This is a genomic window from Aeromonas sp. Y293-4 (assembly GCF_027705905.1).
In the GTDB taxonomy this organism is placed as follows: domain Bacteria; phylum Pseudomonadota; class Gammaproteobacteria; order Enterobacterales; family Aeromonadaceae; genus Aeromonas; species Aeromonas veronii.
The window spans coordinates 237,085-263,077 of record NZ_JAPDCI010000002.1 but is presented as its reverse complement, the minus strand read 5'-3'; the positions used below and the strand labels follow the sequence as shown (position 1 = coordinate 263,077).

The following is a 25,993-nucleotide window of genomic DNA, read 5'->3' as shown; positions in this document are numbered from 1 at the left end:
TATTTCAGATTCGGGGAGAGGGCTTAGTCTTGCGGGCTTTTGAGCGCCTTGACCACATCCTCTTTGGGCTCCAGCTCCTTGACCTGATTGAAGATCTCCAGCTCACCCTGCGGGCTGACGGTGTAGGCATCGGCATCCTGATAGCTGCCGCTGCCAGCGCTCTCGATGATGACCACCAGCTCGGGCTGTTTGTCGCCATTCAAATCGACCAGTTTCAGCTCCCGGATAAAGCCGTTACGGGCCATCACCTTGCCATCCTGAAACTCATCCAGTGGAAATTGGGCGTTCTGGCCCGAATAGAGCCGCACGTCATAGCTGCCGATGGAGGCGGGCTCACCGGCCCCCTGCGCCACCCGGATCACCTGCCCGGAGGGGAGGGTCAGTTGCTTGCTAAATCCCTCTTCGGCTTGTGCTTGTGCCGCCAGCGGCAGGGTCAGCAGCCCTGCCATCATCAATGCTCTGTTCATCTTGCAACCTCTTGCTGTCTGTTGAGTGCGGGCTCCCGGGGAGCCCGCCGTGATGCTGTTACCAGATCTTCACCCGCTTCTGGGGCGGCAGATAGAGCTTGTCCCCCGGCTGGATGTTGAATGCCTCGTAGAAGGCGGGAATGTTCGGCACCACGCCGTTGACCCGGTACTCGGGGGGCGAGTGGGGGTCGGAGCGCAGCAGCATCTGCATCAGCTCGGGGCGATACATCCCCTTCCACACCTGCGCCCAGCCGAGGAAGAAGCGCTGTTCGCCGGTGAAGCCATCCAGCACCGGCGCCTCCTTGCCATCCAGCGACAGCTCGTAGGCCTTGTGGGCGATGGTGAGGCCGCCCAGATCGCCGATGTTCTCCCCCAGGGTAAACTGGCCGTTGACGAACTGGCCGTTGATGGGCTCGAAGCGGTTGTACTGGGCCACCAGACGGCTGGTGCGGAAGCGGAACTCCTTGAGATCTTGCGGTGTCCACCAGTCGCGCATCATGCCGTCGCCGTCGGATTTGGCCCCCTGATCATCAAAACCGTGGCCCATCTCGTGGCCGATCACCCCGCCGATGGCGCCGTAGTTGACCGCATCATCCGCCGTCATGTCGAAGAAGGGGGGCTGCAAAATGGCCGCCGGGAAGACGATCTCGTTGTTGCTCGGGTTGTAGTAGGCGTTCACCGTCTGCGGCGACATGTGCCACTCGTCCCGGTCAACCGGCTTGCCGAGGCGCGCCAGACTGTCTGCGTATTCAAAGGCTTGCGAGCGTTGCAGGTTGCCCACCAGATCATCCGGTTTGATGGCGATGGCGCTGTAATCCTTCCACTTGTCGGGGTAGCCGATCTTGGGGCGGAATTTGGCCAGCTTCTCGAGAGCCTGTGCTTTGGTCTCGGGCGACATCCAGTCGAGCTCCTTGATGCTCTGGCCGTAGGCGGTGCGCAGGTTCTCCACCAGCTGCTCCATCCGCTCCTTGGCTGCTGGCGGGAAGTAGCGGGCCACATAGAGCTGGCCGACCGCTTCACCCAGATGATCGTTCAGCACCCCGAGCGCCCGCTCCCAGCTGGCGCGTTGCTTGGGCGTGCCGCTCAATGTGGTGCCGTAGAAGGCGAAGTTGGCGCGGTCGGTCTCGCTGTCGAGATAGGGGGCGTAATCGGTCAGCAGTTGCCACTTGAGGTAGGCCTGCCAGTCGGCGATGGGGGTCTGGGCCATCACCTGATCCAACGCGCTCAGATAGGTCGGCTGGCCGATGATGAGATCCGGCTGACCAGCAATGCCCGCGGCGTTCAGATAGGCCTGCCAGTCGAGGTGGGGGGCGAGCCGTGCCAGTTCGCTGGCGGGGCGCTTGTTGTAGTTCTTCTCCCGATCTCGCAGGGCGACGTTGTCCCACTGGATGGTGGCGAGCCGGGTTTCGAGTGCCAGAATCCGCTTGGCCTTGCCGCTCGGGTCAGACTCACCGAGGCGGCTCAGCATGGCGGCGATATGCAGCTGGTACTTCTGGCGCAGGGCCTGACTCTCGGGATCCTGCTTGAGGTAGTAGTCCCGATCCGGCAGCCCCAGTCCACCTTGATAGAGGTAGACCGCATAGCGGTCGGGGGACTTGGCATCGGCGTCGATCCAGATGCCGAACGGCGCGCCGCCGCCCATGCGGCCCGACTGGGCAAAGGCGCGGGCCAATGCAGCCTGATCACCGATCCGGTCGATATCGGCCAGCGCCGGTGCCAGCGGGGTGAGCCCCTTGGCGTCACGGCCTGCCTGATCCAGATAGCTGGCGTAGAGATCGCGGATCTGCTGGGTCGGCGTGCCGGTGGCGGCCTCCTGCTTGGCCAGCCCCTCGACCAGCACCCGCACATCGGCGAGGGATTTGTCCCGCAGCATGTAGAAAGCGCCATCGGCGGGGCGATCGTCGGGGATCTTGGCGGTGGCGAGCCACTTGCCATTGACGTAGCGGAAGAAGTCATCGCCAGGTTTGACCTGGGTGTCCATATTGGCCAGCGCCAGCCCGGAGTGTTTGGGGGAGTCTTGCAGTGCCTGACTGCAGCCAGCCAGCAGGGCCAGTCCAATCAGGCCAGCCAGTAAGCTTTTCTTATTGTTCATCTTGTTTGATTCCAATTCGGGTTGTTTGCTTCCCTGCCCATCTTCCTTGCTCCAACCAGTTGTGCGACCGCCTTGCGGCCAGCTTGGTGGAGAGGGCGGGCGAGCCTCACTCTAGCAGCAGGGTTGCAGCTTGATAAGCCCGACTCTGCTAAGATCGGCCGGTCCGTTTTGGGGAAGCCTATGATTTCTCATCTTTATTCTCGCTTTTGTCTGACTATGCCAGCGCCGGAAGGTTCCACCGGTCTGCAGGTGGCCTTCAGTGGCGGCCTCGACTCTACCCTGCTGCTGGTGCTGGCGGCCCAGTATGCCCGCGAGCATGGCCTGCCAGTTCGTGCCCTGCACGTGCACCACGGCCTCAGTCCCCATGCTGATGAGTGGGTCGCTCATTGTGAAGCCGTGTGTCAGCAATTGGCGGTGGAGCTGCTGGTCGAGCGGGTGACTCTGGCCTGTGGCAATGGCGAGAGTCTGGAGGCGCAGGCGCGCACAGCCCGTTACCAGCGGCTGACCGCCCGGATGCGGGAGGGGGAGTGGCTGCTCACCGCTCACCATCAGGACGATCAGCTGGAGACCCTGCTGCTGGCCCTCAAGCGCGGCGCTGGTCTGCGCGGCTTGGCGGGGATCTTGCCAAGCCAGCCCTTTGCTGGCGGCCTGTTGCTGCGGCCGCTGCTCGATATGAGTCGCGCCGAGCTGGCCGAGGCGGCGGCGAGCCTACCCTTTGGCTGGGTGGAGGATGAGAGCAATCAGGACGTGAGCTATGACCGCAACTTTTTGCGCCAGACGCTTATCCCCCAACTCAAGGCGCGCTGGCCCGCCATGGCCCAGACCGCGGCGCGCAGCATGGCCCTGTGCGCCGAGCAGGAGGCGCTGCTGGAGGAGCTGGCCGAGAGCGACTGGCAGCTGGCGGGCGAGGGGGAGGCGCTCCATATCGGCCCGCTGCACGCCCTCTCACCTACCCGGCGCAACAACCTGCTGCGCTACTGGATCCGCCGTCAGGGGGGGGAGATGCCATCCCGCGAGCAGCTTGCCCGGCTCTGGCAGGAGGTGGCGTTGGCGCGCGGCGATGCCAATCCCCAGCTCAACTGGGGGCGCCAGAGCTGCCGCCGTTTTCAGGAGCGACTCTATCTGGTGAGCCCTGACCTGCAACCCTGTCATCAGGTGTTGCCGCTGACCGTGGGTGAGCCGCTGAGCCTGCCGGACGGGTTGGGCGAGCTGGTGGTACGCATGGCGGAGTGCGGCGAGGGGCTGCTGCGTGCCCCCCGAGCGGATGAGCCGCTCTCGGTGCGCTTTCAGGTGGCGCCCGGGATCCCCCTCAAACCGGTGGGACGGGGCGGTAGTCGGCGGATGAAGAAGCTGCTGCAGGAGTATGGCGTGCCTTCGTGGCAGCGGGGGCGCATCCCCATCCTCTACTATGGCGAGCAGGCGGCGGCGTTAGTGGGGCTCTTTGTCTGCGACGGTTTTATGGCGCAGGGGGCCGGGCTGGTGTGCCACTGGCAGGGAAGCGGTGCCGCCCCGGTTTTGCCCGAGCAGGATCTTTCCTGAGGTGATCGGTGTGAGCGGGGACCCCAAAAAAAGAAGCTCCGGTCACATGGCGCGCATGTGCCGGAGCAAAGAAGAGTTCGGGATTATTCGTTAGGGCTGGCCTTGCCTGCTTTCTTGCGGGCGTAGAGGTGACTGTCGGCCGCCTCGTAGAGGCTCGGCACATCGACCCCGGATTGCCAGCTGGCGGCGCCAAGGCTGCATCCGACCGAGAAGGTGCTGAGCTCCTTGTTGGTCATCAACATGTGCTGCAGTCGCAGCCAGACCGGGCGCCACGCCTCGGGTTCGGCCGGTTGCAGCAGCAGGGCAAATTCATCTCCCCCGAGCCGGAAGGCTTGATCCGTACTGCGGATGCACCCCTTGAGCAGCTGGGCGAAGCGGCTCAGCACCAGATCCCCCACCGGATGGCCCCAGGTGTCATTGATCTGCTTGAAGCGATCGAGATCCAGCAGCACCAGCACCAGACCGTGGGGCTCGCGGCTGTGCTGTTCGATGGCGCGACCGATGGCCTCGTCAAAGTAGGATCGGTTGCCAAGGCCGGTCAGGTGATCGAGCCTGACCAGCTGATCCAGTTTTTCCAGCCGCAGATAGAGGGGCAGCAGCAGGCAGAGCAGCTGATGGTATTGCATCAGTACCCGTTGCTGGCTGCCGCTCATCGGATGTTCCAGCTCGTAGTGGAGCTGGCCGAGCAGCTGGCTATGCTGACCGCGCAGTTCGAACGGATAGTTGTGCAGGTTGAGGGTGGCCAGCGGCGGGTGCTGGATCAGCACATGGGGCTGGCCACAATCGAGGTAGAGACCGTGGATCCTGACAATTCTTGCCGCACGATCGGCAAAAGTTGTCAGCAGACCGCCGAGATCGCTCTGCCCCAACAACTGCTCGAGCAACTGGTTGCGTTCAACGCTGGGCAACGGCGTGAGCCGCTCCATCTGGCGAACCCACTGCTCGATGCCATGGCTAAAGCCATTAAGTGACGACGTATTTTCCATGGTCTTCCACCTGTAACACCTGACTACTGTCTCCTCCCTGCAATTGGCATGCCCAATATATCTTTCCTGCCCGCCAGATCGGCTGACTAAGCTTAAGTCGATAAAAGGAGAGGAAAATTTGTACACCGACCTGTTGATCCTGCTGTTCGCCGCCGTTCTGCTGGTGGCAACTTTCCGGCGCCTCGGCTTGCCGGTCATCCTCGCCTACCTGATTGCCGGCGTCTTGCTCGGCCCCCACGGGCTGGCGGTGATCACCGGCCAGTCGATCATGCAGACCATTGCCGAGCTGGGGATCGTCTTTCTGATGTTCTCGCTGGGGCTGGAGTTCTCCCTGCCGAAATTACTGGCGATGCGTCGGTTGGTGCTGGGGGTGGGGATGTTGCAGGTGCTGCTCACGTCACTGCTCTTCTTCGCCATCGGCTGGTGGTGGGGGCTGGGTCTGGCCCAGTCGCTGGTGGTGGCGGGAACGTTGGCACTCTCCTCCACGGCTGTGGTGATCAAGCAGCTCGGCGAGCAGAAGCAGCTCCATACCCGCCGCGCCCAGCTGGGGGTGAGCGTGCTGCTGTTTCAGGATCTGGCGGTGGTGCCCCTGCTGGTGATGATCCCCATCCTCGCCCAGCCGGAAGTGCAGGGGAGCGCCCTGGCCGCCGAGATCGCCTGGGCCACCCTCAAGGGGCTGTTTGCTCTCTTCACTCTGCTGGCGGTGGGCAAGTGGTTGCTGCCGCTGCTGTTTCACGAGGTGGCGCGAGCCCGCTCCGACGAGTTGTTCGTGCTGAGTGCCCTGCTGGTGGCGCTGCTGGCTGCCTACATGACCCATTCGCTGGGGTTGTCGATGGCGCTGGGGGCGTTTCTGGCGGGGATGATGCTAGGAGAGTCCCACTACCGTCATCAGCTTGAGGTAGACATCAAGCCCTTTCGCGACGTGCTGATGGGGCTCTTCTTTATCACCATCGGCATGGCCATGGAGTGGGAGCTGGTGGCGCGGGCATGGTGGCAGGTACTGATCTGCGTGGTGCTGCTGGTGCTGTGCAAATCCCTGCTGGTGTTGCTGGCCGGGCGGCTGATGGGGGAGCGAAAGCGTGACAGCATGGCCGCCGGCATCATGCTCAGTCAGGTGGGGGAGTTCGGCTTCGTGTTGCTGGCACTGGCACTGCACCACGGCCTGCTGGATCAGCAACTGGTCTCCCTGCTGATCGGCATCGGCATCATCTCCATCGCCATGACCCCCTGGCTGGTGACCCAGGCCCATTCGCTGGCCCGCAGCCTCACCGATCCGGCGCTGCTGACCCGCTCCGAAGTCGCCCAGTCGGGCCTGAGCAAAAACCAGCACGTCATCATTGCCGGGTTTGGCCGGGCCGGGCAGACCTGTGCCCGCTTTCTCAAGATCGAGGAGATCCCCTTTCTGGCCCTCGATCTTGACCCGGAGCGGGTGAGCGAGGCCAAGCTGGCGGGGGAGCAGGTGGCCTTCGGCGATGCCAGCCGCCGCGATATTTTGCTGGCCGCCGGATTGCTGCGGGCACGGCTGGTGATCATCACCTTCGATGATCGCAAACGGGTGGAGGCGATGCTGGCACTGATCCGCGAACTGGCGGGGGATCTCAAGGTGCTGGTGCGTACCCGGGATGACAGTTTTCTGGAGCAGTACAAGCAGGCGGGGGCGTTTGAGGTGATCCCCGAGTCCCAGGAGGGGGCCCTGATGCTGGTCTCCCACCTGCTGCTCAACTGCGATATCCCCATCGGTCGGGTGATCCGCCGGATGGAGCTGGAGCGCAGCAGCCAGTATCGCTTCCTGCACGGCTTCTACTGGGGGGATCAGAGCGCCAGCAATCTGGAGGCAGATCAGCTGCTTGAACGCCTCCATCCGCTGTTGCTGCACGATCAAGCGTGGGCGGTAGGCCGTGAAGTGCGCGAGTTGCCGCTCGATGAGGTGCGGATCAAGGAGGTGCAGCGCGGGGATCAGAGTCTGGAACCCAGACCCGAGCTGGTGCTGGCGGCTGGCGATCGACTGATCCTGTTTGGCACCGTGGTGGCCATGGAGCAGGCGGAGCAGCGTTTGCTGGAGGGGCGCTGAGTCGTCTCGCACTCATCGGCAGCCCCCTTTATTCCCGCTCTTTTGGCTGCCCTTCGATATCGAGGAAGGCGGTGATCCGCTCTCGTTCCCTAAGGGTGTCCTGATAGCCCAGCTTGATCAGCTGCTGGCAATAACCCGGATAGAATATCAAAAAGCTGGCCAGACTGCTGGTCTCATCCCCCTTCACGCCCAGCACCCGCAACAGGCGGCGCAACTTTAGCGGTAGTTTGCGCAGGTAGGCCAGTGCGATGGTGTCGAGATCTTGACTCGGTTTTAGCACGCAGGTCTCCACCCGTTTCAGCTTGAGGCGATTGCGCTCCCGCTCAGGGATAAGATCCAGAGTCTGGTTGATGCGCCACAGCCGCTCCAGATCGGAGTTGAGGGTGTCGGTAAAGACCGTATCGAGCAGATGGCTGGCAATATTGGAGCTGGTGAGATGGCCGTGGTGATGGGTCGGCGCCGAGTGGGCTGGCGGATCCAGGGTGATCAGCAGGATCCGCTCCGCACCCAGATGAATGGCGGGGCTGAGCGGGCTCAGCTGGTGGATGGATCCGTCGCCGTAGAATTTCTCGCCGATCCGGGTGGCCGGAAAGACAAAGGGCAACGCCGAGGAGGCGAGCAGGTGCTCCGATGTAAGCACGGTGCGCACCCCGCGCCGTCTGGCCCGCTCCCACGGATGGTGGTCGGCACGCCCCTGAAAGAAGGTGGTGGATAGGCCGTCATCGTAATCCGACGCCGTGATGGCCAGCGCCTCCAGACTGCCGTAGAGGATGTTGTCATCGATGCGGTGATAGTCGATGAGTTGATCCAGCAGGCGGTGCAGCGGCGCGTTGTCAAAGAGGTGAAAGGCGTGGTTGGTGTGGGGATTGATCAGCCCCGCCGACCCCTCGTACATCAGCCGCCACAGCAGGCGCCCCGGGTGAAAATCGAAGATGTGGTGAGTCTCGAAACGGCGCCAGACCCACTCCAGCTTGCGCACCCCCAGATGGAAGCAGGAGGCGTAGCAGGCGAGCGCGGTGACGTTGATGGCCCCCGCCGAAGTGCCACACAGGATGGGAAAAGGGATGCCGAGATTACGCGGGTAGAGCTCCGCCACGGCTTTGAGGGCGCCGACCTGATAGGCGGCGCGCGCTCCGCCTCCGGTGAGCAACAACGCTGTATTGGGTCTGGCCATATGCTGGCGCCTTATAGTGTTCTGACAAGGATGCTCCCACTGACAAATTAACTATAAGGCGCTGTATCAAATATAAAAACGGGCGCTTGCCCGTTTTTTTCATGGCCCCCGGTCAAAGGGCCCGGAGAGGATTTTCCGGTCGTGCCAGCTGATCGAAGGCGGCGAATACCGGCGCACTGGCAAGAATGCGACCATGGCCCAGTCCCCGGGTGCTCACCAGCCGGGTATGACCATCCTGACTGGCCCGCAAGGAATCGCCGTGCGGTGCAAATCTGTCCTCCTCGTCATGCACTATCATCGCCGCGCCGCTGCGACTGGCGAGGCGACCCAGCGGGTCGACCGTGCTCAAGGGGTGCTGGTACTCCTGCTCAATCTCCTTGACCACCGCATCGAACAACCGGATGGAGTAGCCAGAGCGCGCCACCATGCCGTAGAGCTGGGGCACATAGTCGAGCACCGGCGAAATCAACAGCAGCGGCAGGGTATCGATACCCGGCTGACGGCTGGAGAGGGTGACGGCGCCCCCCATGCTGTGGGCGATGACGCCGTGCAGCGGACCTGCTTCGCTGGCCAGCTTGGTCGCCAGCTCGTCGAAGGCGCGTACGAAGCGGGGCAGGTGGCCAGTGTTGCCTGCGCTCTGGCCGTGGGCCGGATGATCGTAGGCAATGGCGGTGAAACCCTGCGCGGCGATATGGCTCATCAGCGGATAGAACTGGCTGGCGCTGCCGGACCAGCCGTGCATCAGTAGCCACAGCGGCCCCTGACCGAGCCGATAGCTCATCAATACCCCTTCGCTGGTATGGACGGCCTGCTTCACCAGGCCCGCTGGCTCGTGGGCATTCCGCTGGTTGCGTTGGGGGGTGAGCAGCAACTTGCTGGCGGTACGCTTGGCATGGGTGGGGGCGAGTCTGTAGTGCAACCGGGTACCGATCCCCAGCAGCCATTTGCTCGGGCTGAAGCGGCTGGTGTTGAAGTAGATCTTGCTGCTCATGGTCATCCTGTGGTTTTTATTTGCGAACGGTCGTGCTTTTTTGTTGGTTTTTAAAAATTAGTGTTGAACGGATGCCAAAACATCAGCGCCAGCTGCTCAGTAGAGCGTCCACCTCGGGCCAGAAGTGGCGGGCCGGATCCTGACACAGTTCGAGATCGTTGAACACCTGATCCGCCAGATAGAGGCCATAGAGGCGGTAAACGGCGCGCCAGGGATCCATCTCCTGTCGCCACTCACCTGCGGCCTGACCCTGCACTACCTGACGGGCCAGATAGTCGAGCCAGAAGCGCACCAGTTGCCGGGCGGCTTGCTGCACCTGGCTCTTTTGCTCATGGCCATCCTGCGCCGAGGTCCAGGCATCGAGGAACATGCAGCGTCCGGCGAAGCAGTGGTTCCATGCCTGCCAGGCGCGCAGCAGAGCGATCAGCTTGTCGTGCTGGCTCTGGTGCTCCTGCTGGCGTACCGGCTGGATCACCCGCAGCCGGAACACTTCGGCGGCGTACTCCAGCACGGCGATCTGCAGATTGTCGCGGGATTGAAAGTGGGCAAACAGGCCGCTTTTGGACATCTCGCAGGCGCTGGCCAGCGAGCCGATGGTCAGGCTCTCCAGCCCTTGCTGGCTCGCCTGCTCGAAGGCAGTCTGCAAAATGTTTTCCCGGGTCAGGCGCCCCTTGCTCATCACTCTCTCCTCGTTGGCGCTGGCAGCATAAAGTACGATCGTGCTAATTGTCGAGCAACAAATAGCCAGCATGGCTGGCTATCTCATCTGGCCTGTGTCGCCGCGTTCGGGGCTCAGCTCTCCTTGATATCGAGCTGTTGCAGGGCGATAACCGCCTGAGTTCGGTTCTTGACGCCCAGTTTTCTGAAGATGGCGGTGATATGGGCCTTGATGGTGGCCTCGGAGACATTGAGCTCCCAGGCGATCTGCTTGTTCAGGCTGCCATCGCGCAGCATGATCAGCACCTTGTACTGCTGGGGGGTGAGGCTGGCCAGCTTGCTGGCGAAATCGGGGCCATCTTCCGATTCGGGATGGAGCGAGATGCCTTCCGGCACCCAGTTATCCCCCCCGATCACCGTATTGAGGGCATTGACCAGCTCCTTCATCGGTACCGACTTGGGAATAAAGCCGAGCGCTCCGAGTCGCAACACCTGCTGGATGATGGCCGCATCTTCCGAGGCTGAGACCACCACGATGGGCAGGTCGGGATACTGGCCGCGCAGGTGGGCCAGCCCCTCGAAGCCGTTGGCCCCCGGCATCTTGAGATCGAGCAGCAACAGGTCAACTTCGGGGTGCTCGCCGAGCAGGCTGGTCAGGCTGTCGATGGAGTCCGCTTCCAGCAATTGAGCGTCGTTGATGGCCATGTGCACCGCTTGGTATAGGGCGCCCCGAAACAGGGGGTGGTCATCTGCGATGACGATGGTAAATTGGCTGTCCATATTTCGGTTAATGGCTCACATTGTTGCTAACTGATTGTTTTGAAAAATCAAACTAGCATCGCTCACCAAGAGGGTCAAACCCGCCGGTGCGCAAATGTGAAGCGACCATCGGATGTTTTGCCATCAGGGCAGATCGGCCGGTCGCAGGCAACTCATGCAGGAGGCAACAGATGGGATCCTTGGTATTGGTGGTGGGCACCGGCTCCACCTGGGCGATGCGGGCGGCACTGGTGCTCGCCATGAGCGGGCTGACGTGGCAGGAGCAGGTGTTCGATCTGGAGGATGCCAAGTCGCTGGCGCGGCTCAAGCGGCTGGCACCGGCCGGTCTGGTGCCCTGGCTCGAACACGATGGCGTGCGGGTTCACGACTCGCTGGCCATCGCCGAATATGTTCACGAGCTCTGTCCCGAGCGCCAGCTCTATCCCGTTTCGCTGGCCGAGCGGGCACTGGCTCGCAGCCTCTGCGCCGAGTTGCACGCGGGATTTCGGCAGATCCGTTCTCTGCTCCCCTTCTTTCTTGGGGCGCCAACCCGTATCGATCCCCCGGTGGAGGCGGTCGGTGAGCTGGCCCGTTTGCAGGAGATCTGGTCGCAGGCGCGGGGCCCCTTCTACTTTGGCGAGGCGGGCATTGTCGATTCCTTCTATGCAGTGATGGCCTATCGACTGGCCAGCTACGGCATCCTGTTGCCCGGTCAGGCCGGAGCCTATCAGCAGACGCTGCTCTCTTGGCCTCTGTGGCAGGAGACCCTGCTCAAGGCGCGGTTGCAGTGGCCGGTGGCGGCGCGCCTGTCACAGTGAACCGTGGCAGATAGATGAACGAGAGAGGGGAGCCATTGGCTCCCCTCTCTGTTGCTGGTGAATGTGGCCCAAGAGTTACTTCTGCCGACCGGCAAAGACCACCACTACCTTGTCATCCCCCTTCTCCCGCACGAAGGCGTAGGGGGCATCCGAGAGTTTCTGGTGGCTACCTGCCGCAATGGCCGGATGGGCGGCGCGGAACTGGCCCAGTTGCTGCCAGTGCTTGACCAGCTCAGCCTTGTCGCCGCTGGCCAGCTCCTGCCAGTTCATGTCCGAGCGCAACGCCTGATCGAACACCCCTCCATCCTTGGCGAGCCCCCGGCCGGACTCGTCGCCGTAGTAGAGCTGGATGCCGCCTGGCAGCAGCATAAAGCTGTTGGCGACCCGGCGCTGTAGCGGCACATCCTGATAGTCTCCAAAGAACAGCTTGGTGTCGTGGGAGCTGATGTAGCTCAACACGTTGAACTCGGGATCCTGATTGATGCGGCTGGCGTAGCTGGCATAGGTGGGCTCGGCGCTGGTCATGCACTGGGCCTGGGGCAGGGCGAACTCGCGCTGATAGTCGAAGTTGATCAGGGAATCGAAACCGTTCTGATACCAGAAATCCTTGGCCACCCCGTGATCCCACACCTCGCCCACCATGTAGAAGGGCAGATCATCGAGGGCCTTGCCCGGGTTGTTGGTCTTCCACTCCTTGAGTGCAGCGGTGCCCGCCTGCTTGAGCTTGGCCCACACCTCGGGCTCCAGATGCTTGACGGTGTCGGCGCGGAAGCCGTCGATGCCAAAGCGGCGCACCCAGTCGGTGTGCCAGGCGATGAGATAGTCATTCACGGTGGCGTTGGGCAGCGCCTTGGCGAGGGTGTCTTTTTTCGCGGCCAGCAACGGCGGCAGCCCTACCGGTTTGGTCGATTCGGTCAGAAAGTCCGGCAGCCCCGCCACCGAGCCAGTGACATCGTCGGTGCCGGGCTGCGGGTAGCCGGGCAGACTGGCGCGCACCCAGTCACCGCTCCACCACTTGTTCCACGCGGGTGATTGATAGTCGATGAACTGGTTGTAGCCATGCCAGTTGAGGCCACCGCTCGGGCGCCACTGGTTCCAGACGGTCGGCAGTTTGCCGCTGTTCTGGGTCAGTTCGGTGAGCCCCAGACCTTGCAGATCGGCGAGGGTGGCATAACCGGCGTGGTTCATCACCACGTCGAGGATGATCCGCATGCCGCGCTTGTGGGCCTCGTCCACCAGGGTTTTCAGGCTCTCTTCATCGCCGTAGTTGGGGTCAATCTTGGTGAAGTCGAGCGCCCAATATCCGTGGTAGGCGTAGAAAGGGAAGTTGCCCTGCTCGCCACCGCCGATAAAGCCGTGCACCTGCTCCACCATGGGGGTGATCCAGATGGCGTTCATGCCGAGGCTCTTGATGTAGTCGAGCTTCTCGGTCAGCCCCTTGAAGTCACCGCCATGCCAGGTGGCTACCTCATCCTGACCATCCTTCTGGCGGCCGAAGCTGTGGTCGTTGGCGGGGTCACTGTTGTGGAAGCGATCGGTCAGCAGAAAATAGACGCTTGCCTGATCCCAGCTGAACGGTGCTGGCTTGGCTGCCTTGACCGGCTCGAGCAGCAGCAGGCCGCCGCTCTCTTTGCTCGGGGTCAGAGTCAGTTTGCCCTGTTTGACCACCGCCTCCTGTTTCGAGTAGGCATCCCTCAGTCGGGTACCCTCGGGCCAAACCCCTTTCAGGGATACCGTGACCGGGCCGCCATCCCAGCTGATGCAGGGCTCTTCTGGTGGCTGGCGCTTGAACTCGCTCTTCTTGGTCGCCCGTAGCACCTTGAGGCTGGGGGTATCCGGGTTGAAGGTGAACTGATACTCCCCAGCCAGCATCACCCGCAGGGTAAAGCTCTGATCCTTGCTGCATTTGTCCATGGGCTGGGCGGTGCCGAAGGGGAGCGGCTTGCTCTCGCTCGGGCCAAAGCTGGTGCCGCAACTGTTTCCTGCGTCGCTTATGCGGATCTGGTGGCTCCCCTTGGCAAGGGGATGGGTCAGCTCCACAGTGCCCTTGTCCAGTGCGAGCGGGGCCGCCACCGGTTGACCATCCACATAGAGGCGAACCTCGGGGGCGGCCATCGCCTGTTGGATGAACAGAGGGGCAGCCAGCAGGGCGAGCCAGAGAGGGGATAAGTGATGAGCACGACGCATAAGCCATTCCTTGAGCAGGGCAGTTCGGACAAGGGCCCATTCTAGGAGCAGCAAAGCGCGCCTTGGATCGGCAAAATGCCGATTTGTGACATCAGTTCAAATGGTTACGTTTTCAAGCCGAGGAAAGTGTGACGGAGAGGAGAGGGACGCTCTGTCGATAAAAATAGCGGCCATAAAAAAATGCCGGTCAGGTGACCGGCATTTGGTGTATCAGGCATTGTCGTCACATCAGACGGTGAAGAACTTGAAGTTGACGAAGGCCACCGCGATGAAGGAGGCGACCATGCCGCTGAGGCAGAGCACCGCCGGGCGGATAGCGGGCCAGCGATGGGTCAGCAGAATGATGGCCAGCAGGGTCGGGTAGAGCCCGAACATATAGCGCGGCATGGCGTTGAGGCCGGTCATCAGCGGAATGGTGCAGCAGATGAACATCAGGGTCGCTTCCGCCCAGCGCTTCTGGCTGAACAGGTAGCCGTTCAGACACCAGCCGAAGATCACCATGATGGAGAGGTAAGCCTTGCGGCCGCCCAGCTCGAAACCGCTCAGCCACCAGTCCAGCGGGCTGTCCATGTAGCGACCCCACGCCACCTGAATGTGCTTGAAGGCGAAGGCATCGCCGGTCAGATGATAGAGGTAGACCATGTAGGCGAACAGGCCAAACGGGATCATCCAGAGGGTGAAGACCACCTTGAAGGCGCGCTCGGTGAAGCGGAAAAATTCCCGCCAGCCGTAGGCCTGCAGCGCCAGGATCAGCACCGGGAAGACCATCATCACCCCCAGGTTGCGGGTAGCGGAGATACAGACCCCCAGCACGGCCACCATCAGCCACTGCTCCCGATAGGCGAACAGGAACATCCCCAGCATCAGCGCCATAAAGGTCGACTCGGTATAGCCGGAGACGAAGTAGGCGGAGAAGGGGGAGAAGGCGAGCAGCCAGACGCCGAAGCGGGCGGTATCGTCCCCCAGCTTGAGCTGACGCAACACCAGCAGCATCAGCGGCAAACTGGCGAAGAAGGAGAGGTTGGTAACAATGATGAGGCCGATCAGGCTCTCGACATTGAACAGGTTGGAGATGGCGCCGGAGACCATCGGATAGAGCGGCATAAAGGCCCAGTTGGCCGCATTGCCCTTGCTCAGCCAGCGCGGGTAGAGGTCGTATCCATTTTCGATGATGCGCTGGAACCAGACGCAGTCGAACTGACAATAGGCCTGCAGCGGGCCTATGTCGGGGGAGCCATAGAGCTGGACACCGAAGTAGCCCATGCCATACAGGGCCACCCGGCTCAGCATGAAGGCGGCGATGATCATCAGCCAGTCACGACCGCTGATGCGCAGTGACGGGCGATAGGGGAGTGCAGCCCCGGTTAGCGGGGCAGTATTGGTCATATCATTCATCAGGCAAAAACCCAGACGCGAGAGAGAACGTAAGTGAGGACGGTAACGGTCAGGGTGGCGATGACCACCGGCAGCAGACCGGAGAGCCCCGCAAACAGCAGGCCGCTCAGGATCAGGTTACGCACCGCCAGTGAGAAGAGGGCGACCAGCAGAAACTTGCTGGCGGCTCCCTGCTTCTGGAAGGTGATGTAGCGGTGACCAAAGAAGGAGAACCAGAACGCGATGGCAAAAGCCAACGTGGTAACCAGGTGCTCCGAGATGGTGGGCCAGGTATGAAACAGTGCGATGGAGGTGCCAAGGTCGACGAGGGTAGCCCCCCCGCCGACAAAACCGAAACGTACCAGCCGCCAGAATTCCTCGCGGGAGATCATTGAGGCGCTTGCTCCTGCTGCTCTTGCTGGTTGCTGTCAGCGCTCTGCGGTTTGGCCGCATCCTGCTTGGCATACTGGCCATAGACCCCTTCAATGAGGTAGACCGGGCGCTGTTTCACTTCCACAAACATGCGGCCGATGTATTCGCCGATGATGCCGAGCGACAACAGTTGGATACCACCGAGGAACAGCACTACGGACATCAGTGAGGCGTAACCGGGCACGTCGATGCCGAAGAAGACCACCTGGGTCACGATCTTGAGGATGTAGAGGAAGGCGACGAAGGAGACGCCGACACCCACATAGCTCCAGACCCGCAGCGGCCAGCTGGAGAAGCTGAGCAGACCGTCGAGCGCGAAGTTCCACAGTTTCCAGTAGTTGAATTTGGTTTCACCGGCGTGACGGGCCGGGCGCTCGTAGGGGACGCCAACGGCACGGAAACCGGCCCAGGCAAACAGACCCTTCATGAAGCGGTTGCGCTCGGGCAGCAGCTTGATCGCCTCGACCACGCGACGGTCGATCAGGCGGAAGTCACCGGCGTTCTCCGGCAGCTTGGTGCTGGTGGAGAGGGCGTTGAAGAAGCGGTAGAAGCCACCGGCAGTCAGGCGCTTCATCGGGGTATCGGCACTGCGATCGACGCGGATGCCGTAGACGGTGTCATAGTCACCGGTCTGCCACAGTTTGACGAACTCCAGGATCAGGGCGGGCGGGTCTTGCAGATCCACGTCCATCGGCACGATGGCATCCCCTTTGGCCTGATGCAGACCGGCGGTCAGGGCCGCTTCTTTACCGAAGTTGCGTGCCAGGTTGACCAGGGTTACGCGCGGATCGCGGGCGATGGCCTGCTCGACCACTTCACGGGTGCGGTCACGGCTGCCATCGTTGACGAATACAATTTCAAGCTGGTCTTTCAGCGGGGCCAGTTCGTTGTCTATCGCGTTGATGAAGGCATCGATGCTCTCTTCCTCGTTGTAAACGGGAACGACCAGAGAGAGTCGAAAATCTGGATGCGACATAAGAACGTCCTTATTTGGGATAGTTGTTTTTATAAAATGGTATTCGGGGCAAGGATCACTGGGCTACGGTCAAACGTACCGACTGCACATTGATGGGAGTAGGTGCCGAGAGCGCCAGAAAATTGGGGCGCTTGGGATCTGCCGTGAGCGAGTCGCCGGGCAGACTGAGGCGGATTTCGTTGATGCCCGCTTTGGCCAGTTTCACCGTGGTGGTGAAGTCGTGACCCAGCGCCACTTTCAACAGAGCACCGGCTTCCGGGCTGTTGATGCGGGCCTGTACGGTCAGCTGATCCGGATTGGCCGCCTGCTTGGGTAGCACAAAGTAGAGACCGCCCTGACCGCTGAGCAGGGTACCTTCATCGCTCGGCTTCTTGGCCCAGCCTTCGCTGGATAGAAAGCGGCTTGGCTTGGTCAGATTGAGCTCGTTACCCGGCTGATAGGTCATGCTGGAGTTGTGTTCCCAGAAGCGGGTCTTGCCTTCCAGATAATAGAGTTTGTAGGCCAGGCTCACGTTGGGGTGAGCAGCCAGATAGAGGGTGTAAAGATAAAAACCGCTTAACGCCAGAATGGCAGTCAAAAAACCGAACTTTTTGTACGTCATATCACTCTCTATGCCTGACAGAAGGGGTAGGCCGATGTCGCGCATATGCTAATCCAATTGCAAAAAAAGCATAGTGGATCACAAAAAAATATTTGGTCACATATTAACCCCTTTTTACCCCTGTTCCAAACGTTGCTGTATCCCGGTTAAACAGGTCTGGCAGGGCGCCGGTTGCCAGTAGTGCTCCGGCAGGGCAATTGGCAAATAGACGTTGCTTTGCTGCGTCATTTTCTAGCGGATGCGATAGTCATCTGGCTTCTATCGCCATTTTGCAGGGGGCGATTTATGATGACTCACTTATTCGTCAAGGATGACATATGAAGTGGATCTCTTGCTGTCTGCTGCTTGGATTATGGGCGCCAATGGCATTGGCCAGGGCCCTGTGTCCCGAGCCCATTCAGGTCGGTTACGATAACTGGCCCCCCTACCATTATTACGAAGCCGACTCACCGCAAGAGGTGCGCGGTTATGCCGCCGAGGTGCTGACGGCTGTGCTCACTTCCATGCACTGCAAGGTCCACTATGTGGAGCTGCCCTGGAAGCGGGTACTTCACGAAATGGAGTATGGCGAGATAGACATGGCGATGGAGGCGAATATCAATGATGAGCGCGCTCGTTATGCCTGGTTTTCCGACTCCTACAACCCGGGGCGCACCTTGCTGTGGATCCGCAAGGGCAGCCACTACCCCGAGCAGGATCTGGCGAGCTGGCTGGCCAGTGGTTACTCCCTCGGTGTCACCAAAGAGTACTTCTATGGCGATGAAGTGATGTCGCTGCTCGGTCGCTATGCCAAACAGGTGAGTGCGGTGAGCGACCAGCAAAATTATGAGAAGCTGGCCCGCGGCCGGATCGACGGTTTCCTTGGTGACATGCTGGCTACCCCCAGCGCCCTTAACAAGGAGGGGATGAGCGGTCTGTTCACCAGTCACCCCATGGTTGTATCTGAATCGCCGAGCTTCTTTATGTTGGGCAAGCGCAGCTTTTCGCCGCAATTCTTGCAACAATTCAATCAGGCGTTGGCGCGGTTCAAGGAGACAGATGCGTATGACATTATCTGGCAGCGTTATGCCCCCGGGCGCTAGCAAAGTATTGGCCGTTCACGCATCATGAGCGGCCTGAGCATCGGGTCTGCTTGTCAGGCCTGACAGAGTGAACAAACCGTTTTGAGGTACCCATGGGGATGAAGTATTGGCTGGCCCTTGCCAATCTGGTGTGGCTGGGATGTTTGCCCGCTGGCGCGGTACATGCAACCGAAGCACAAGTCGTGGTGGCGGCCAGTGAAACCGGACACGACTGGTATCAGGGCAGTCAGGCCGAACAGGCCCGTGTCGAGCTGGAGCAGCAGTTGCAAGAGGCTGTGCTTGCCCAGCTGCATCCCGATTTTTTCACGCTGTGGAAGCGCCTGCAGGCCACCCCTGCAGACAAGCGTGGTGCCATCTATGACGACATTTTTGCCAAGCTGAGTCGTTTCCAGCACGCCTGGCGGGGGATGGATCTGGTCTCTCGCGAGCAGATGAAGACCCTCAAGCTCGATTTGAACCGCCCTGTAGTGACCCAACCCAGCGATGATGACCTGCTCACCCAGGTGAAATCCCTGCGCCCTCAGGTGGCGGAATACGAGGCGGTGCGGGCCAAAGTGCACAAACTTCTGGCAATGCCGATGGCCAGCAAGTGGCCAACCCTCGATATGCCGACCCTGCGTGCCGGAGAGAGCTCCGCCGAACTCGGCCAAATCCGCGCCATGCTCAACGAGCTGGGCGACAGCGCCCCGAGCCATGGTGATCAGATTTACGATGGTGATACCGAGCAGGCCATCAAACAGTTCCAGCGTCGTCACGGTCTCACCGCGGACGGCATCATCGGCCGTCAGACCCGCTCCTGGCTCAATACCGGCCCGCAAGTGCGCGCCAGCCTGCTGCTGCGTAACCTGTGGCGTCGCGATCTGGTGGATCAGCTCGCCGGTGGCCGCTACGTGCTGGTCAATATTCCTGACTACCGCCTGAGCGTGGTGGAGTCCGGCAACGAGGTGTTTACCAGCAGGGTCATCGTCGGCAAGGAGCAGCGGGCCACCCCCATTCTGGCCAGCGAAATTCGCTCCATCGTGCTCAACCCCTCCTGGCATGTGCCGCGCTCGATCCTGAGCAAGGACATCCTGCCCAAGCTGGGTCGGGATCCCGCCTATCTGAGTCGCGAGCAGTTCGAGGTGATCGACAGCGAGGGCAATCCGGTCCAGTTCACCGAAGAGGGGTGGCATCAGGCGCTGGCCGCCGGTTTCCCCTATCGCCTGCGGCAAAAGCCGGGGGATCACAATGCTCTGGGGCGCTACAAGTTCTACCTGCCCAACAATGACGCCATCTATCTGCACTCCACCCCGCGCAAGGCGCTGTTCGAGCAGGGGGCGCGCGCCTTCAGTTCGGGCTGTATCCGGGTGGAGCATGCGGACGATCTGGCCGAGCTTTTGCTGGCGGACTCCCGCTATCAGCCGGACAAGGTGGCCAATATCCTCAAGGAGAGCCAGACCAAATGGTTGCCGCTCACCACGCCTATCCCGGTCTTTACCGTCTACTGGAGCAGCTGGATCGACGAAAATGGTCGCCAGCAACTGCGCAACGATATCTACGGATTTGATCGGGTCAGCTTCCAGAGCCGCCTGCTGTGATCCCTGCCACAGAGTGAAAAGCCCGGCCTGTGCCGGGCTTTTCTATGGGCGATTGAGGTTTGACAGGGCCCCCCGCCGGAGGGTAGTTTCAAGCGCCTGTATCACATTCAGTCAGTGATTTTATTCAACTATTTTCGCTTGAATCTGCGATGGACGAACCCCTTATGCTGGAACAAGAGATAAGTCGACGTCGCCTGTTGTTGGGAGCCGGTTGCCTGCTGGGCAGCTCGCTGATCTCCTTCCCTGCACTGGCCAGCCGCAGTACCACCGGGCGTGAACTCAGTTTCTTCAATCTCAATACCGGCGAGCGGGTGCGCGCCAGCTATTGGGAGAATGGCCACTATCTGAGCGACGGGTTGGCTGAGCTCAACCACATCTTCCGTGATTACCGGCGCAATGAAGTGTTCAACATCGACAAGAAGCTGTTTGATCAACTGTTTCTGTTGCAGCACAAGCTGGGTCGGCGCAGCGAAATCCAGCTGATCTCCGGCTATCGCGCCCCGGCGACCAATCGTCAGAAGCGCCACAAGAGCCGCGGCGTGGCCAAGCACAGCTACCACACCCTGGGGCAGGCGGTGGATGTGCGGATCCCCGGCGTACAGCTAGCCCATCTGCGCAAGGCAGCGCTCCAGCTCAAGGTGGGTGGGGTTGGTTACTATCCCCGTGATAACTTCGTTCACCTCGATACCGGCCCGGTGCGCAGCTGGTAAAGGGGTTGGCAAGCTGCCAAGCTCTTCCCACCAGAGAGGAGATAGCGATGAAAAAGATAGTGATTGGCGGTCTGATCGCCCTGTTGTTGACCGGTTGCAGCAAGCTCAACCGTGAAAATTACGACCAGTTGAAGATGGGGATGAGCTACGCCGAGGCCAGCACCATTCTGGGCAAGGCGGAGCGCTGTGACGATGCCTTGGGCACTACCAGCTGCCTCTGGGGCGGGGAAGGGAAGAACATCAAGATCCGCTTTATCGCCGACAAGGCGACCTTCTTCAGCTCGGAAGGGATTAACTGAGTCGCAGAACGTCCATGAAAAAAGCGCCACTCGGGCGCTTTTTTGTTGCTCGCAATCCAACCTGCTTCGCCAGAAGCTGGCGTACTCAATGGGTCGCGTACTGGTAGTTGAAAGTGGGCAGACCCCACTTGAAGCGTACCGCCAGCAGCCGCAGCACAAAGCCGATCCCGATGGAACCGAACGCTGCCCAGTTGGTGGGCAAGCCCTGATCCAGCGCCAGACAGTAGAGGGCTGCGGTGATCAGCGAAATGGCTGCATAGAGCTCGCGACGAAACACCAGCGGAATTCGCTGACAGAGCAGATCCCGCAGCACACCGCCAAAGACTCCGGTCACCACCGCCATGATGCAGGCAATACCGGCGCCGTGGCCCATATCCAGCGCCCGGGCCGCACCGAAGATGGAGAAGACCACCAGTCCCAGGGCATCAAGGGCCATGAACAGCTTGCCGAGATAGCGCATCAGGGGGGCGGAGACCACACCCGCCATCGCGGCTGCGGCAACCAGCAGCACGTATTCCGGATGCTCAATCCAGAGCAGCGGATAGTGGCCCAGCAGCACATCGCGGATGGTGCCACCACCGATGGCCGTCGCCGAGGCGATGATCACCACACCAAACAGATCCATCCGTCGCCGACCCGCGGCCAGCGCGCCGGTCATCCCTTCGGCCACCAGGCCCACCAAGAAGAGTGCATGTAACATGAGATATCCCAGGGAACGAGAAAGGCCAGAATCCTACCAACTCGTGTCATATGGGACAAGCTATCGAATGCATGCATTAATTTAATTCATGCTAAATACGAAAAAGGCACCGTTTCGGGTGCCTTTTTCTAATCAATGTTCAAGGGTTAGCGCCCCAACTGCTCTTGCCGGTAGTGATCGACCCACATGGCGGTGGCACCACAGATGGCGACTGGCATCACGAAGAGGTTCACCACCGGAATGGCGGAGAAGAGGGTCACCAAAGCGCCGAAGCTCAGACACTTGCCACGGCGTTGCTTCAAGGCGTCACGCATGGTGATAAAGTCGATCTTGTGGTTGTCGAACGGATAATCCACATACTGGATCGCCATCATCCAGGCGCTGAACAGGAACCAGAGCACAGGCGCCAGGGTCTGGCCCACCACCGGGATCAGGAACAGGATCAGGCAGCCGATGGCCTTGGGCAGATAATACTTCAGCTTGGTCCATTCGCGGCCGAAGGTGCGTGGCACATCCTTGACGATATCCAGCATGCCGCTGTCATTGGCGGGCTGGCCGGTGAGGATCTGCTCCACCTTCTCCGCCAGCAAACCGTTGAAGGGAGCGGCTACCCAGTTGGCAACTGAGCTGAAAATAAAGGAGAAGACCACCAGGATAGTGATGAGGGCGATGGGCCACAGCAGGTAGTCCAGCCAGTCGAGCCAGGCGGGGATCTGCTGATGGAGCCAGGCGAACAGGCCGTCCAGTTGCAGCAGCAGGGCATAGAAGGCCCCGGCAAACAGCACGAAGTTGACCAGCAGGGGGATCAGCACAAAGGTGCGGATGCCCGGTTGGCGAATGAGGGAAAAACCGCGCAGAAAGTAGTCTGCACCGCTGATTGAATCTTTGACCATATGGGGTGATTGGCTCATGTGAGCTCCATCTATGCATGGGAGAACTGCCAGCATATTACAAACAAGCCTTTGATTTGGTAAAGTCGCCGACTATTCCTTATTTCGTGCCGTGGCGACCAAAAATCGGGCATGAATGGGGATGATGCCTGCATATTACAAACAAAGCCGGGTCTGGATTTGGTAAAGTCACCTGCCCGCATCCTCTTTATTTAGCCACTGATACAGGTCGCCATGCGTCTGAAACTGATCAAACTCGCCGGCTTCAAGTCGTTCGTCGAGCCGACCCGCATCGAACTGTCGGCAGACATGACCGCCGTGGTGGGCCCCAATGGCTGTGGCAAATCCAACGTCATCGACGCGGTGCGCTGGGTGCTGGGGGAGAGCTCCGCCCGCCATCTGCGCGGCGAGAACATGACCGATGTCATCTTCAACGGCTCTATCAACCGCAGTGCGCATGGGCGCGCCTCGGTGGAGCTGGTGTTCGACAATCCCCATAACCGGGTGCCCGGCGAGTTCGGCCGCTTTACCGAGATCTCGGTGCGCCGCGAAGTGCTGCGCGACGGCTCCAACCACTATCAGATCAACGGCCAGAAGTGCCGCCGCAAGGATGTGACCGACCTCTTCCTCGGCACCGGTCTTGGCCCCCGCAGTTACGCCATCATCGAGCAGGGCACTGTCAGCCGACTGGTGGAGTCACGTCCGGCCGATCTCAAGCTCTTTATGGAAGAGGCCGCCGGGGTTTCCCGTTACAAGGAGCGGCGCCGCGAGACCGAGCAGCGCATTCGCCACACTCAGGAGAACCTGGAGCGCCTCGGCGATATTCGCGGCGAGCTGGGTTCGCGCCTTGACCACCTCAAAGCCCAGGCCGAAACGGCCGAGCGCTACAAACAGCTCAAGAGTCGTTCGCGCGCAGCTCGCGCCGAGCTGATTGGCTCCGAGTTGTGGGCGCTGGAGACGCGCCTTGGCGAGGCTAAAACGGAACTGGCGCAGGCCGAGCAGGCGCTGGCGGCGCTCGATGCCAAGCGCACCGCCGATGAGGGGCGCCACGTCACCCTGTCGGTCGCCAGACAAGAGGCGCAAGCCGAACAGGCGAGCCGCCAGCAACAGATTTTTCTCGGCGGGCAGGCCATCGCCCGTCTCGAGCAACAGCAATTGCACCAGAGTGAACTGGGGCGCGACTGGCAGGCCCGTGCAGAGGCGCTGGGCGAGCGGATTGCTACCCGCAAGGCGCAGCTTGCCTGCCAGCAGGATCAACTGACCGAAGGGGTATTGCGCGCCGAGCAGGAGAGCGCCCGGCTGGAGCAGTGTGAGCAGTTGCTCACTGAGCAGCAGGAGGCCCGCCAGCACGCCAGCGAGCAGCTGGAGCAGGCTCGCCTGCGCCAGCAGCAGTGGCAGCAACAGTTGGCCGGGTTGCAGGGGCAGCTCAACCAGACCCGTACCCGGTTGGGTGGTTTGCAGGAGCTGCAGGCCAAGACCCGGCTGGCCCGCCTCAAACTGGAAGATGAACGCGCGGGCCCCCTCGGCACAGAGGCCGACGATCTGCAACCGGCCCTCGATGTCCTGAGTGGTGAGCTGGAGCTGAAGAGGGCTGCCTATGGCGAGCTGACCGAGCAGCTGGCGCAGGCGGTCGACGCCCATGAACAACTCAAGCAGCAGCATGGCCAGCAATTGAGCCTGCAGCGGGAGTTGGAGGCGCGGCTGGCGACGCTGGATCAGATCCTCGGGGAGCAGATGGAAGGGGCGACCCTGGCGGATCGACTGCAGGTTGCCCCCGAGTGGGTACAGGCACTCGACAAGGTGCTGGGTCGCTGGCTCACCGCAATGCCGGCGGACGAGTGCAATCTGGCGCAAGAGGGGCTCTGGATTGGCCCGGCGCAACCGGCGGTTGCCGGTACCCTGGCGGCGCAACTGGGTGGTGAGCATATTCCTGCCTTCCTCAACGCCATCTGGCTGGTGGAGAGCCGGGAGGCCGCATTGGCCCGCCAGCCAAGCCTTGCGGCCGGTGAGTCGGTACTGACTCCTGCTGGCGACTGGCTGGGGCCAAACTGGGCAGATCTGGGGCAAGGCGCGGCGCTCGGCACCATGGCGCTGCTCGGTGAGCGTGAGCGGTTGCATACCGAGCAGGAGAGGGTTGCCGCGGGGTTGGTACAGCTAAGCGAGCAACTTGTTGCTGCTGATGCCCGGCGCGCCCAGCTTGCCAGCGCGCAGGAGTTGTCGCAGCGAACCTTGCGCGAGCAAGAGCAGAAATGGCAACAACTGCGCGAAGCCTGGAGCCTGCAACAGGGTCAGCGGCAGGAGCGGTTGCAGCGGCTCGGTCAGCTCGGCGAAGAGCTGATCCGGCTAGGTCAGGAGCAGGCCGAAGAGGCAGAGCGACTGGCCAGCGCCCGTGAACAACTGGAACTCGATGAGGCGCGCCTTGCCGAGTTGCAGGAGCAGGGGGAGCCGCTGACGCAAGGGTTGCAGCTCGCTCAGGAGCAGCTGACCCGCTGCGAGCGGGCGGTCGACGAGGCCCGTGTGCGCCGCGAGCAGCAACAAGCGACCAGCCAGCGTTTGCAACTGGAGTTGGGCAATCTGCGTCAACTCATTACCTTGGGTGAAGAGGAGTTGGCAAGGCTCGGGCTGGAGCTGGCCGGGCTGAAAGGGCCGGATAGCGAAGCAATACCGGATCTGGCGCCCCTGCTGGCCGAGCAGCGCAATCTGGAGGCGCAGCAGCTCGCCTGCCATCAACGGCTTGCGGAGCTGGAGCGCCAGCTCGGTGAGCTGGAACAGGCCAGAAGTGCCGATCACAAGCAGCTGGTGACGTTGCAAGAGAAGCTGGCAACCCTGCGCCTTGAGCGCGAACGCAACCTCACCCGTCGACAAGGGCTGCACGAGCAGTTCGAAGAGTTGGGGGTTCGACTGGTAGATCTCGATCAGGCGGTGCTGATCGCCGCTGATCGCAGCAAGTTGCGGCAGGAGATCCAGACCCTGGAGGCGCAAGTGGAGGCGCTCGGCGCCATCAACCTGGCGGCGCTGGAGGAGTACGAAGAGGCGAAAACCCGGGCAACCTATCTTGAAAATCAGTGCCAGGATCTCGAGCAAGCGCTGGAAACCTTGAGCCAAGCCATTAAAAGAATTGATAAAGAGACACAAATACGGTTCCGGGACACTTTCGATAAGGTCAACGAAGATTTAAAATCCCTGTTTCCAAAAGTGTTCGGTGGGGGCAGTGCCTGGCTTGAGCTTACCTCCGATGATCTTTTGGAGGCCGGAGTGAGCATCATGGCGAGACCTCCGGGTAAGAAGAATGCTACCATTGCCCTGCTTTCCGGGGGGGAGAAGGCGTTAACCGCGCTTGCGCTGGTTTTTGCCATCTTCAGACTCAACCCAGCACCTTTTTGTCTGCTGGATGAGGTGGATGCACCGCTCGATGAAGTGAACGTCGGTCGCTTCTGTTCTCTTGTCAAAGAGATGTCGAGCACAGTACAGTTCGTTTACATCAGTCATAATAAGGTCTCCATGGAGATGGCTGAGCAGCTGGTTGGCGTCACGATGCAAGAGCCCGGGGTTTCTCGCATTGTGTCGGTCGATATCGGTGAAGCCGTCGCTTTGGCTGAGCAAAACTAGAA

Annotated in this window: 22 protein-coding genes; 8 read left to right on the top strand and 14 right to left on the bottom strand. The window is 61.1% G+C overall.

Annotated elements, in window-relative coordinates:
- Positions 1-23: 23 nt before the first annotated feature.
- Together OKC31_RS03330 and OKC31_RS03325 are read right to left on the bottom strand one after the other, a co-directional pair.
- A complete protein-coding gene (locus tag OKC31_RS03330) occupies positions 24-467 on the bottom strand; it encodes a PliI family lysozyme inhibitor of I-type lysozyme (protein WP_005338483.1) in 444 nt (147 codons plus the stop codon).
- A 58-nt stretch (positions 468-525) separates the two neighbouring features.
- Positions 526-2,559, bottom strand: a complete 2,034-nt coding sequence (locus tag OKC31_RS03325; RefSeq protein WP_270656265.1) for a M13 family metallopeptidase — start codon at positions 2,557-2,559, stop codon at positions 526-528.
- A 180-nt stretch (positions 2,560-2,739) separates the two neighbouring features.
- On the opposite strand from OKC31_RS03325, the gene tilS reads away from it, so the two are divergent.
- Positions 2,740-4,098 carry a tRNA lysidine(34) synthetase TilS gene (tilS, locus tag OKC31_RS03320; RefSeq protein ID WP_123173575.1) on the top strand — a complete coding sequence of 453 codons (1,359 nt, stop codon included), beginning with the start codon at positions 2,740-2,742 and terminating at the stop codon, positions 4,096-4,098.
- Positions 4,099-4,181: 83 nt separating this feature from the next.
- Here the strand turns inward: tilS and OKC31_RS03315 are convergent, their stop codons facing one another.
- Complete coding sequence (locus OKC31_RS03315) at positions 4,182-5,084, bottom strand: GGDEF domain-containing protein (RefSeq protein WP_123173574.1); 903 nt, start codon at positions 5,082-5,084, stop codon at positions 4,182-4,184.
- A 118-nt stretch (positions 5,085-5,202) separates the two neighbouring features.
- Here OKC31_RS03315 and OKC31_RS03310 point away from each other — a divergent pair, with 118 nt between their 5' ends.
- Positions 5,203-7,155: a monovalent cation:proton antiporter family protein gene (locus OKC31_RS03310; protein WP_005338473.1), complete on the top strand. Its 1,953-nt coding sequence runs from the start codon at positions 5,203-5,205 to the stop codon at positions 7,153-7,155.
- Between the two features lie 28 nt (positions 7,156-7,183).
- On the opposite strand, the gene OKC31_RS03305 is transcribed toward OKC31_RS03310, so the two are convergent.
- The 4 genes from OKC31_RS03305 to OKC31_RS03290 all read right to left on the bottom strand — a co-directional run bounded on the left by OKC31_RS03305 (position 7,184) and on the right by OKC31_RS03290 (position 10,757).
- Entirely contained in the window at positions 7,184-8,329 is a 1,146-nt protein-coding gene (locus OKC31_RS03305; protein ID WP_270656264.1) for a patatin-like phospholipase family protein, read from the bottom strand.
- Between the two features lie 112 nt (positions 8,330-8,441).
- Entirely contained in the window at positions 8,442-9,320 is an 879-nt protein-coding gene (locus OKC31_RS03300) for an alpha/beta hydrolase (RefSeq protein WP_270656262.1), read from the bottom strand.
- Positions 9,321-9,402: 82 nt separating this feature from the next.
- Complete coding sequence (locus OKC31_RS03295; protein WP_139493617.1) at positions 9,403-9,999, bottom strand: TetR/AcrR family transcriptional regulator; 597 nt, start codon at positions 9,997-9,999, stop codon at positions 9,403-9,405.
- Between the two features lie 113 nt (positions 10,000-10,112).
- On the bottom strand, positions 10,113-10,757 hold the full coding sequence (locus OKC31_RS03290) for a response regulator (RefSeq protein WP_005338467.1): 645 nt from the start codon (positions 10,755-10,757) through the stop codon (positions 10,113-10,115).
- Between the two features lie 170 nt (positions 10,758-10,927).
- On the opposite strand from OKC31_RS03290, the gene OKC31_RS03285 reads away from it, so the two are divergent.
- A complete protein-coding gene (locus OKC31_RS03285; protein ID WP_270656261.1) occupies positions 10,928-11,554 on the top strand; it encodes a glutathione S-transferase in 627 nt (208 codons plus the stop codon).
- Positions 11,555-11,629: 75 nt separating this feature from the next.
- Here the strand turns inward: OKC31_RS03285 and OKC31_RS03280 are convergent, their stop codons facing one another.
- The 5 genes from OKC31_RS03280 to OKC31_RS03260 all read right to left on the bottom strand — a co-directional run bounded on the left by OKC31_RS03280 (position 11,630) and on the right by OKC31_RS03260 (position 17,124).
- Complete coding sequence (locus OKC31_RS03280; RefSeq protein WP_270656260.1) at positions 11,630-13,741, bottom strand: alpha-amylase; 2,112 nt, start codon at positions 13,739-13,741, stop codon at positions 11,630-11,632.
- A 228-nt stretch (positions 13,742-13,969) separates the two neighbouring features.
- Entirely contained in the window at positions 13,970-15,136 is a 1,167-nt protein-coding gene (locus OKC31_RS03275) for a hypothetical protein (protein ID WP_139443225.1), read from the bottom strand.
- Positions 15,136-15,507, bottom strand: coding sequence for a GtrA family protein (locus OKC31_RS03270; protein WP_005338463.1), 372 nt, complete (start codon positions 15,505-15,507; stop codon positions 15,136-15,138). The genes OKC31_RS03275 and OKC31_RS03270 overlap by 1 nt, the downstream gene beginning before the upstream one ends.
- A complete protein-coding gene (locus OKC31_RS03265) occupies positions 15,504-16,523 on the bottom strand; it encodes a glycosyltransferase family 2 protein (RefSeq protein ID WP_021229161.1) in 1,020 nt (339 codons plus the stop codon). The genes OKC31_RS03270 and OKC31_RS03265 overlap by 4 nt, the downstream gene beginning before the upstream one ends.
- Positions 16,524-16,578: 55 nt before the next feature.
- Positions 16,579-17,124 (bottom strand): hypothetical protein, encoded by a 546-nt coding sequence (locus tag OKC31_RS03260; protein WP_041202288.1) that lies wholly within the window; start codon positions 17,122-17,124, stop codon positions 16,579-16,581.
- 317 nt (positions 17,125-17,441) lie between these two features.
- On the opposite strand from OKC31_RS03260, the gene OKC31_RS03255 reads away from it, so the two are divergent.
- The 4 genes from OKC31_RS03255 to OKC31_RS03240 all read left to right on the top strand — a co-directional run bounded on the left by OKC31_RS03255 (position 17,442) and on the right by OKC31_RS03240 (position 20,792).
- A complete protein-coding gene (locus tag OKC31_RS03255; RefSeq protein ID WP_236356417.1) occupies positions 17,442-18,206 on the top strand; it encodes a substrate-binding periplasmic protein in 765 nt (254 codons plus the stop codon).
- Between the two features lie 92 nt (positions 18,207-18,298).
- Positions 18,299-19,783: a L,D-transpeptidase family protein gene (locus OKC31_RS03250; RefSeq protein WP_040066667.1), complete on the top strand. Its 1,485-nt coding sequence runs from the start codon at positions 18,299-18,301 to the stop codon at positions 19,781-19,783.
- 164 nt (positions 19,784-19,947) lie between these two features.
- The gene (locus OKC31_RS03245; RefSeq protein WP_005338458.1) at positions 19,948-20,493 is read left to right on the top strand and encodes a DUF882 domain-containing protein; all 546 of its coding nucleotides are present in this window, start codon (positions 19,948-19,950) and stop codon (positions 20,491-20,493) included.
- A gap of 47 nt (positions 20,494-20,540) precedes the next feature.
- Positions 20,541-20,792, top strand: coding sequence for a lipoprotein (locus tag OKC31_RS03240; RefSeq protein WP_005338457.1), 252 nt, complete (start codon positions 20,541-20,543; stop codon positions 20,790-20,792).
- Between the two features lie 85 nt (positions 20,793-20,877).
- Here OKC31_RS03240 and OKC31_RS03235 read toward each other — a convergent pair whose 3' ends face one another.
- Positions 20,878-21,492, bottom strand: a complete 615-nt coding sequence (locus OKC31_RS03235; RefSeq protein ID WP_005338456.1) for a trimeric intracellular cation channel family protein — start codon at positions 21,490-21,492, stop codon at positions 20,878-20,880.
- 146 nt (positions 21,493-21,638) lie between these two features.
- On the bottom strand, positions 21,639-22,403 hold the full coding sequence (gene cysZ / locus OKC31_RS03230; protein WP_005338455.1) for a sulfate transporter CysZ: 765 nt from the start codon (positions 22,401-22,403) through the stop codon (positions 21,639-21,641).
- A gap of 213 nt (positions 22,404-22,616) precedes the next feature.
- On the opposite strand from cysZ, the gene OKC31_RS03225 reads away from it, so the two are divergent.
- Positions 22,617-25,991, top strand: coding sequence for an AAA family ATPase (locus OKC31_RS03225; protein ID WP_270656259.1), 3,375 nt, complete (start codon positions 22,617-22,619; stop codon positions 25,989-25,991).
- The last annotated feature ends 2 nt before the right edge of the window (positions 25,992-25,993 follow it).

What these genes read in the sequence shown, in the direction of transcription:
- OKC31_RS03330 (WP_005338483.1), bottom strand. Translation starts at nt 467, where the DNA reads ATGAACAGAGCATTGATGATGGCAGGGCTGCTGACCCTGCCGCTGGCG.
- OKC31_RS03325 (WP_270656265.1), bottom strand. Translation starts at nt 2,559, where the DNA reads ATGAACAATAAGAAAAGCTTACTGGCTGGCCTGATTGGACTGGCCCTG.
- tilS (WP_123173575.1), top strand. Translation starts at nt 2,740, where the DNA reads ATGATTTCTCATCTTTATTCTCGCTTTTGTCTGACTATGCCAGCGCCG.
- OKC31_RS03315 (WP_123173574.1), bottom strand. Translation starts at nt 5,084, where the DNA reads ATGGAAAATACGTCGTCACTTAATGGCTTTAGCCATGGCATCGAGCAG.
- OKC31_RS03305 (WP_270656264.1), bottom strand. Translation starts at nt 8,329, where the DNA reads ATGGCCAGACCCAATACAGCGTTGTTGCTCACCGGAGGCGGAGCGCGC.
- OKC31_RS03300 (WP_270656262.1), bottom strand. Translation starts at nt 9,320, where the DNA reads ATGAGCAGCAAGATCTACTTCAACACCAGCCGCTTCAGCCCGAGCAAA.
- OKC31_RS03295 (WP_139493617.1), bottom strand. Translation starts at nt 9,999, where the DNA reads ATGAGCAAGGGGCGCCTGACCCGGGAAAACATTTTGCAGACTGCCTTC.
- OKC31_RS03290 (WP_005338467.1), bottom strand. Translation starts at nt 10,757, where the DNA reads ATGGACAGCCAATTTACCATCGTCATCGCAGATGACCACCCCCTGTTT.
- OKC31_RS03285 (WP_270656261.1), top strand. Translation starts at nt 10,928, where the DNA reads ATGGGATCCTTGGTATTGGTGGTGGGCACCGGCTCCACCTGGGCGATG.
- OKC31_RS03280 (WP_270656260.1), bottom strand. Translation starts at nt 13,741, where the DNA reads ATGCGTCGTGCTCATCACTTATCCCCTCTCTGGCTCGCCCTGCTGGCT.
- OKC31_RS03275 (WP_139443225.1), bottom strand. Translation starts at nt 15,136, where the DNA reads ATGAATGATATGACCAATACTGCCCCGCTAACCGGGGCTGCACTCCCC.
- OKC31_RS03270 (WP_005338463.1), bottom strand. Translation starts at nt 15,507, where the DNA reads ATGATCTCCCGCGAGGAATTCTGGCGGCTGGTACGTTTCGGTTTTGTC.
- OKC31_RS03265 (WP_021229161.1), bottom strand. Translation starts at nt 16,523, where the DNA reads ATGTCGCATCCAGATTTTCGACTCTCTCTGGTCGTTCCCGTTTACAAC.
- OKC31_RS03260 (WP_041202288.1), bottom strand. Translation starts at nt 17,124, where the DNA reads ATGACGTACAAAAAGTTCGGTTTTTTGACTGCCATTCTGGCGTTAAGC.
- OKC31_RS03255 (WP_236356417.1), top strand. Translation starts at nt 17,442, where the DNA reads ATGAAGTGGATCTCTTGCTGTCTGCTGCTTGGATTATGGGCGCCAATG.
- OKC31_RS03250 (WP_040066667.1), top strand. Translation starts at nt 18,299, where the DNA reads ATGGGGATGAAGTATTGGCTGGCCCTTGCCAATCTGGTGTGGCTGGGA.
- OKC31_RS03245 (WP_005338458.1), top strand. Translation starts at nt 19,948, where the DNA reads ATGCTGGAACAAGAGATAAGTCGACGTCGCCTGTTGTTGGGAGCCGGT.
- OKC31_RS03240 (WP_005338457.1), top strand. Translation starts at nt 20,541, where the DNA reads ATGAAAAAGATAGTGATTGGCGGTCTGATCGCCCTGTTGTTGACCGGT.
- OKC31_RS03235 (WP_005338456.1), bottom strand. Translation starts at nt 21,492, where the DNA reads ATGTTACATGCACTCTTCTTGGTGGGCCTGGTGGCCGAAGGGATGACC.
- cysZ (WP_005338455.1), bottom strand. Translation starts at nt 22,403, where the DNA reads ATGAGCCAATCACCCCATATGGTCAAAGATTCAATCAGCGGTGCAGAC.
- OKC31_RS03225 (WP_270656259.1), top strand. Translation starts at nt 22,617, where the DNA reads ATGCGTCTGAAACTGATCAAACTCGCCGGCTTCAAGTCGTTCGTCGAG.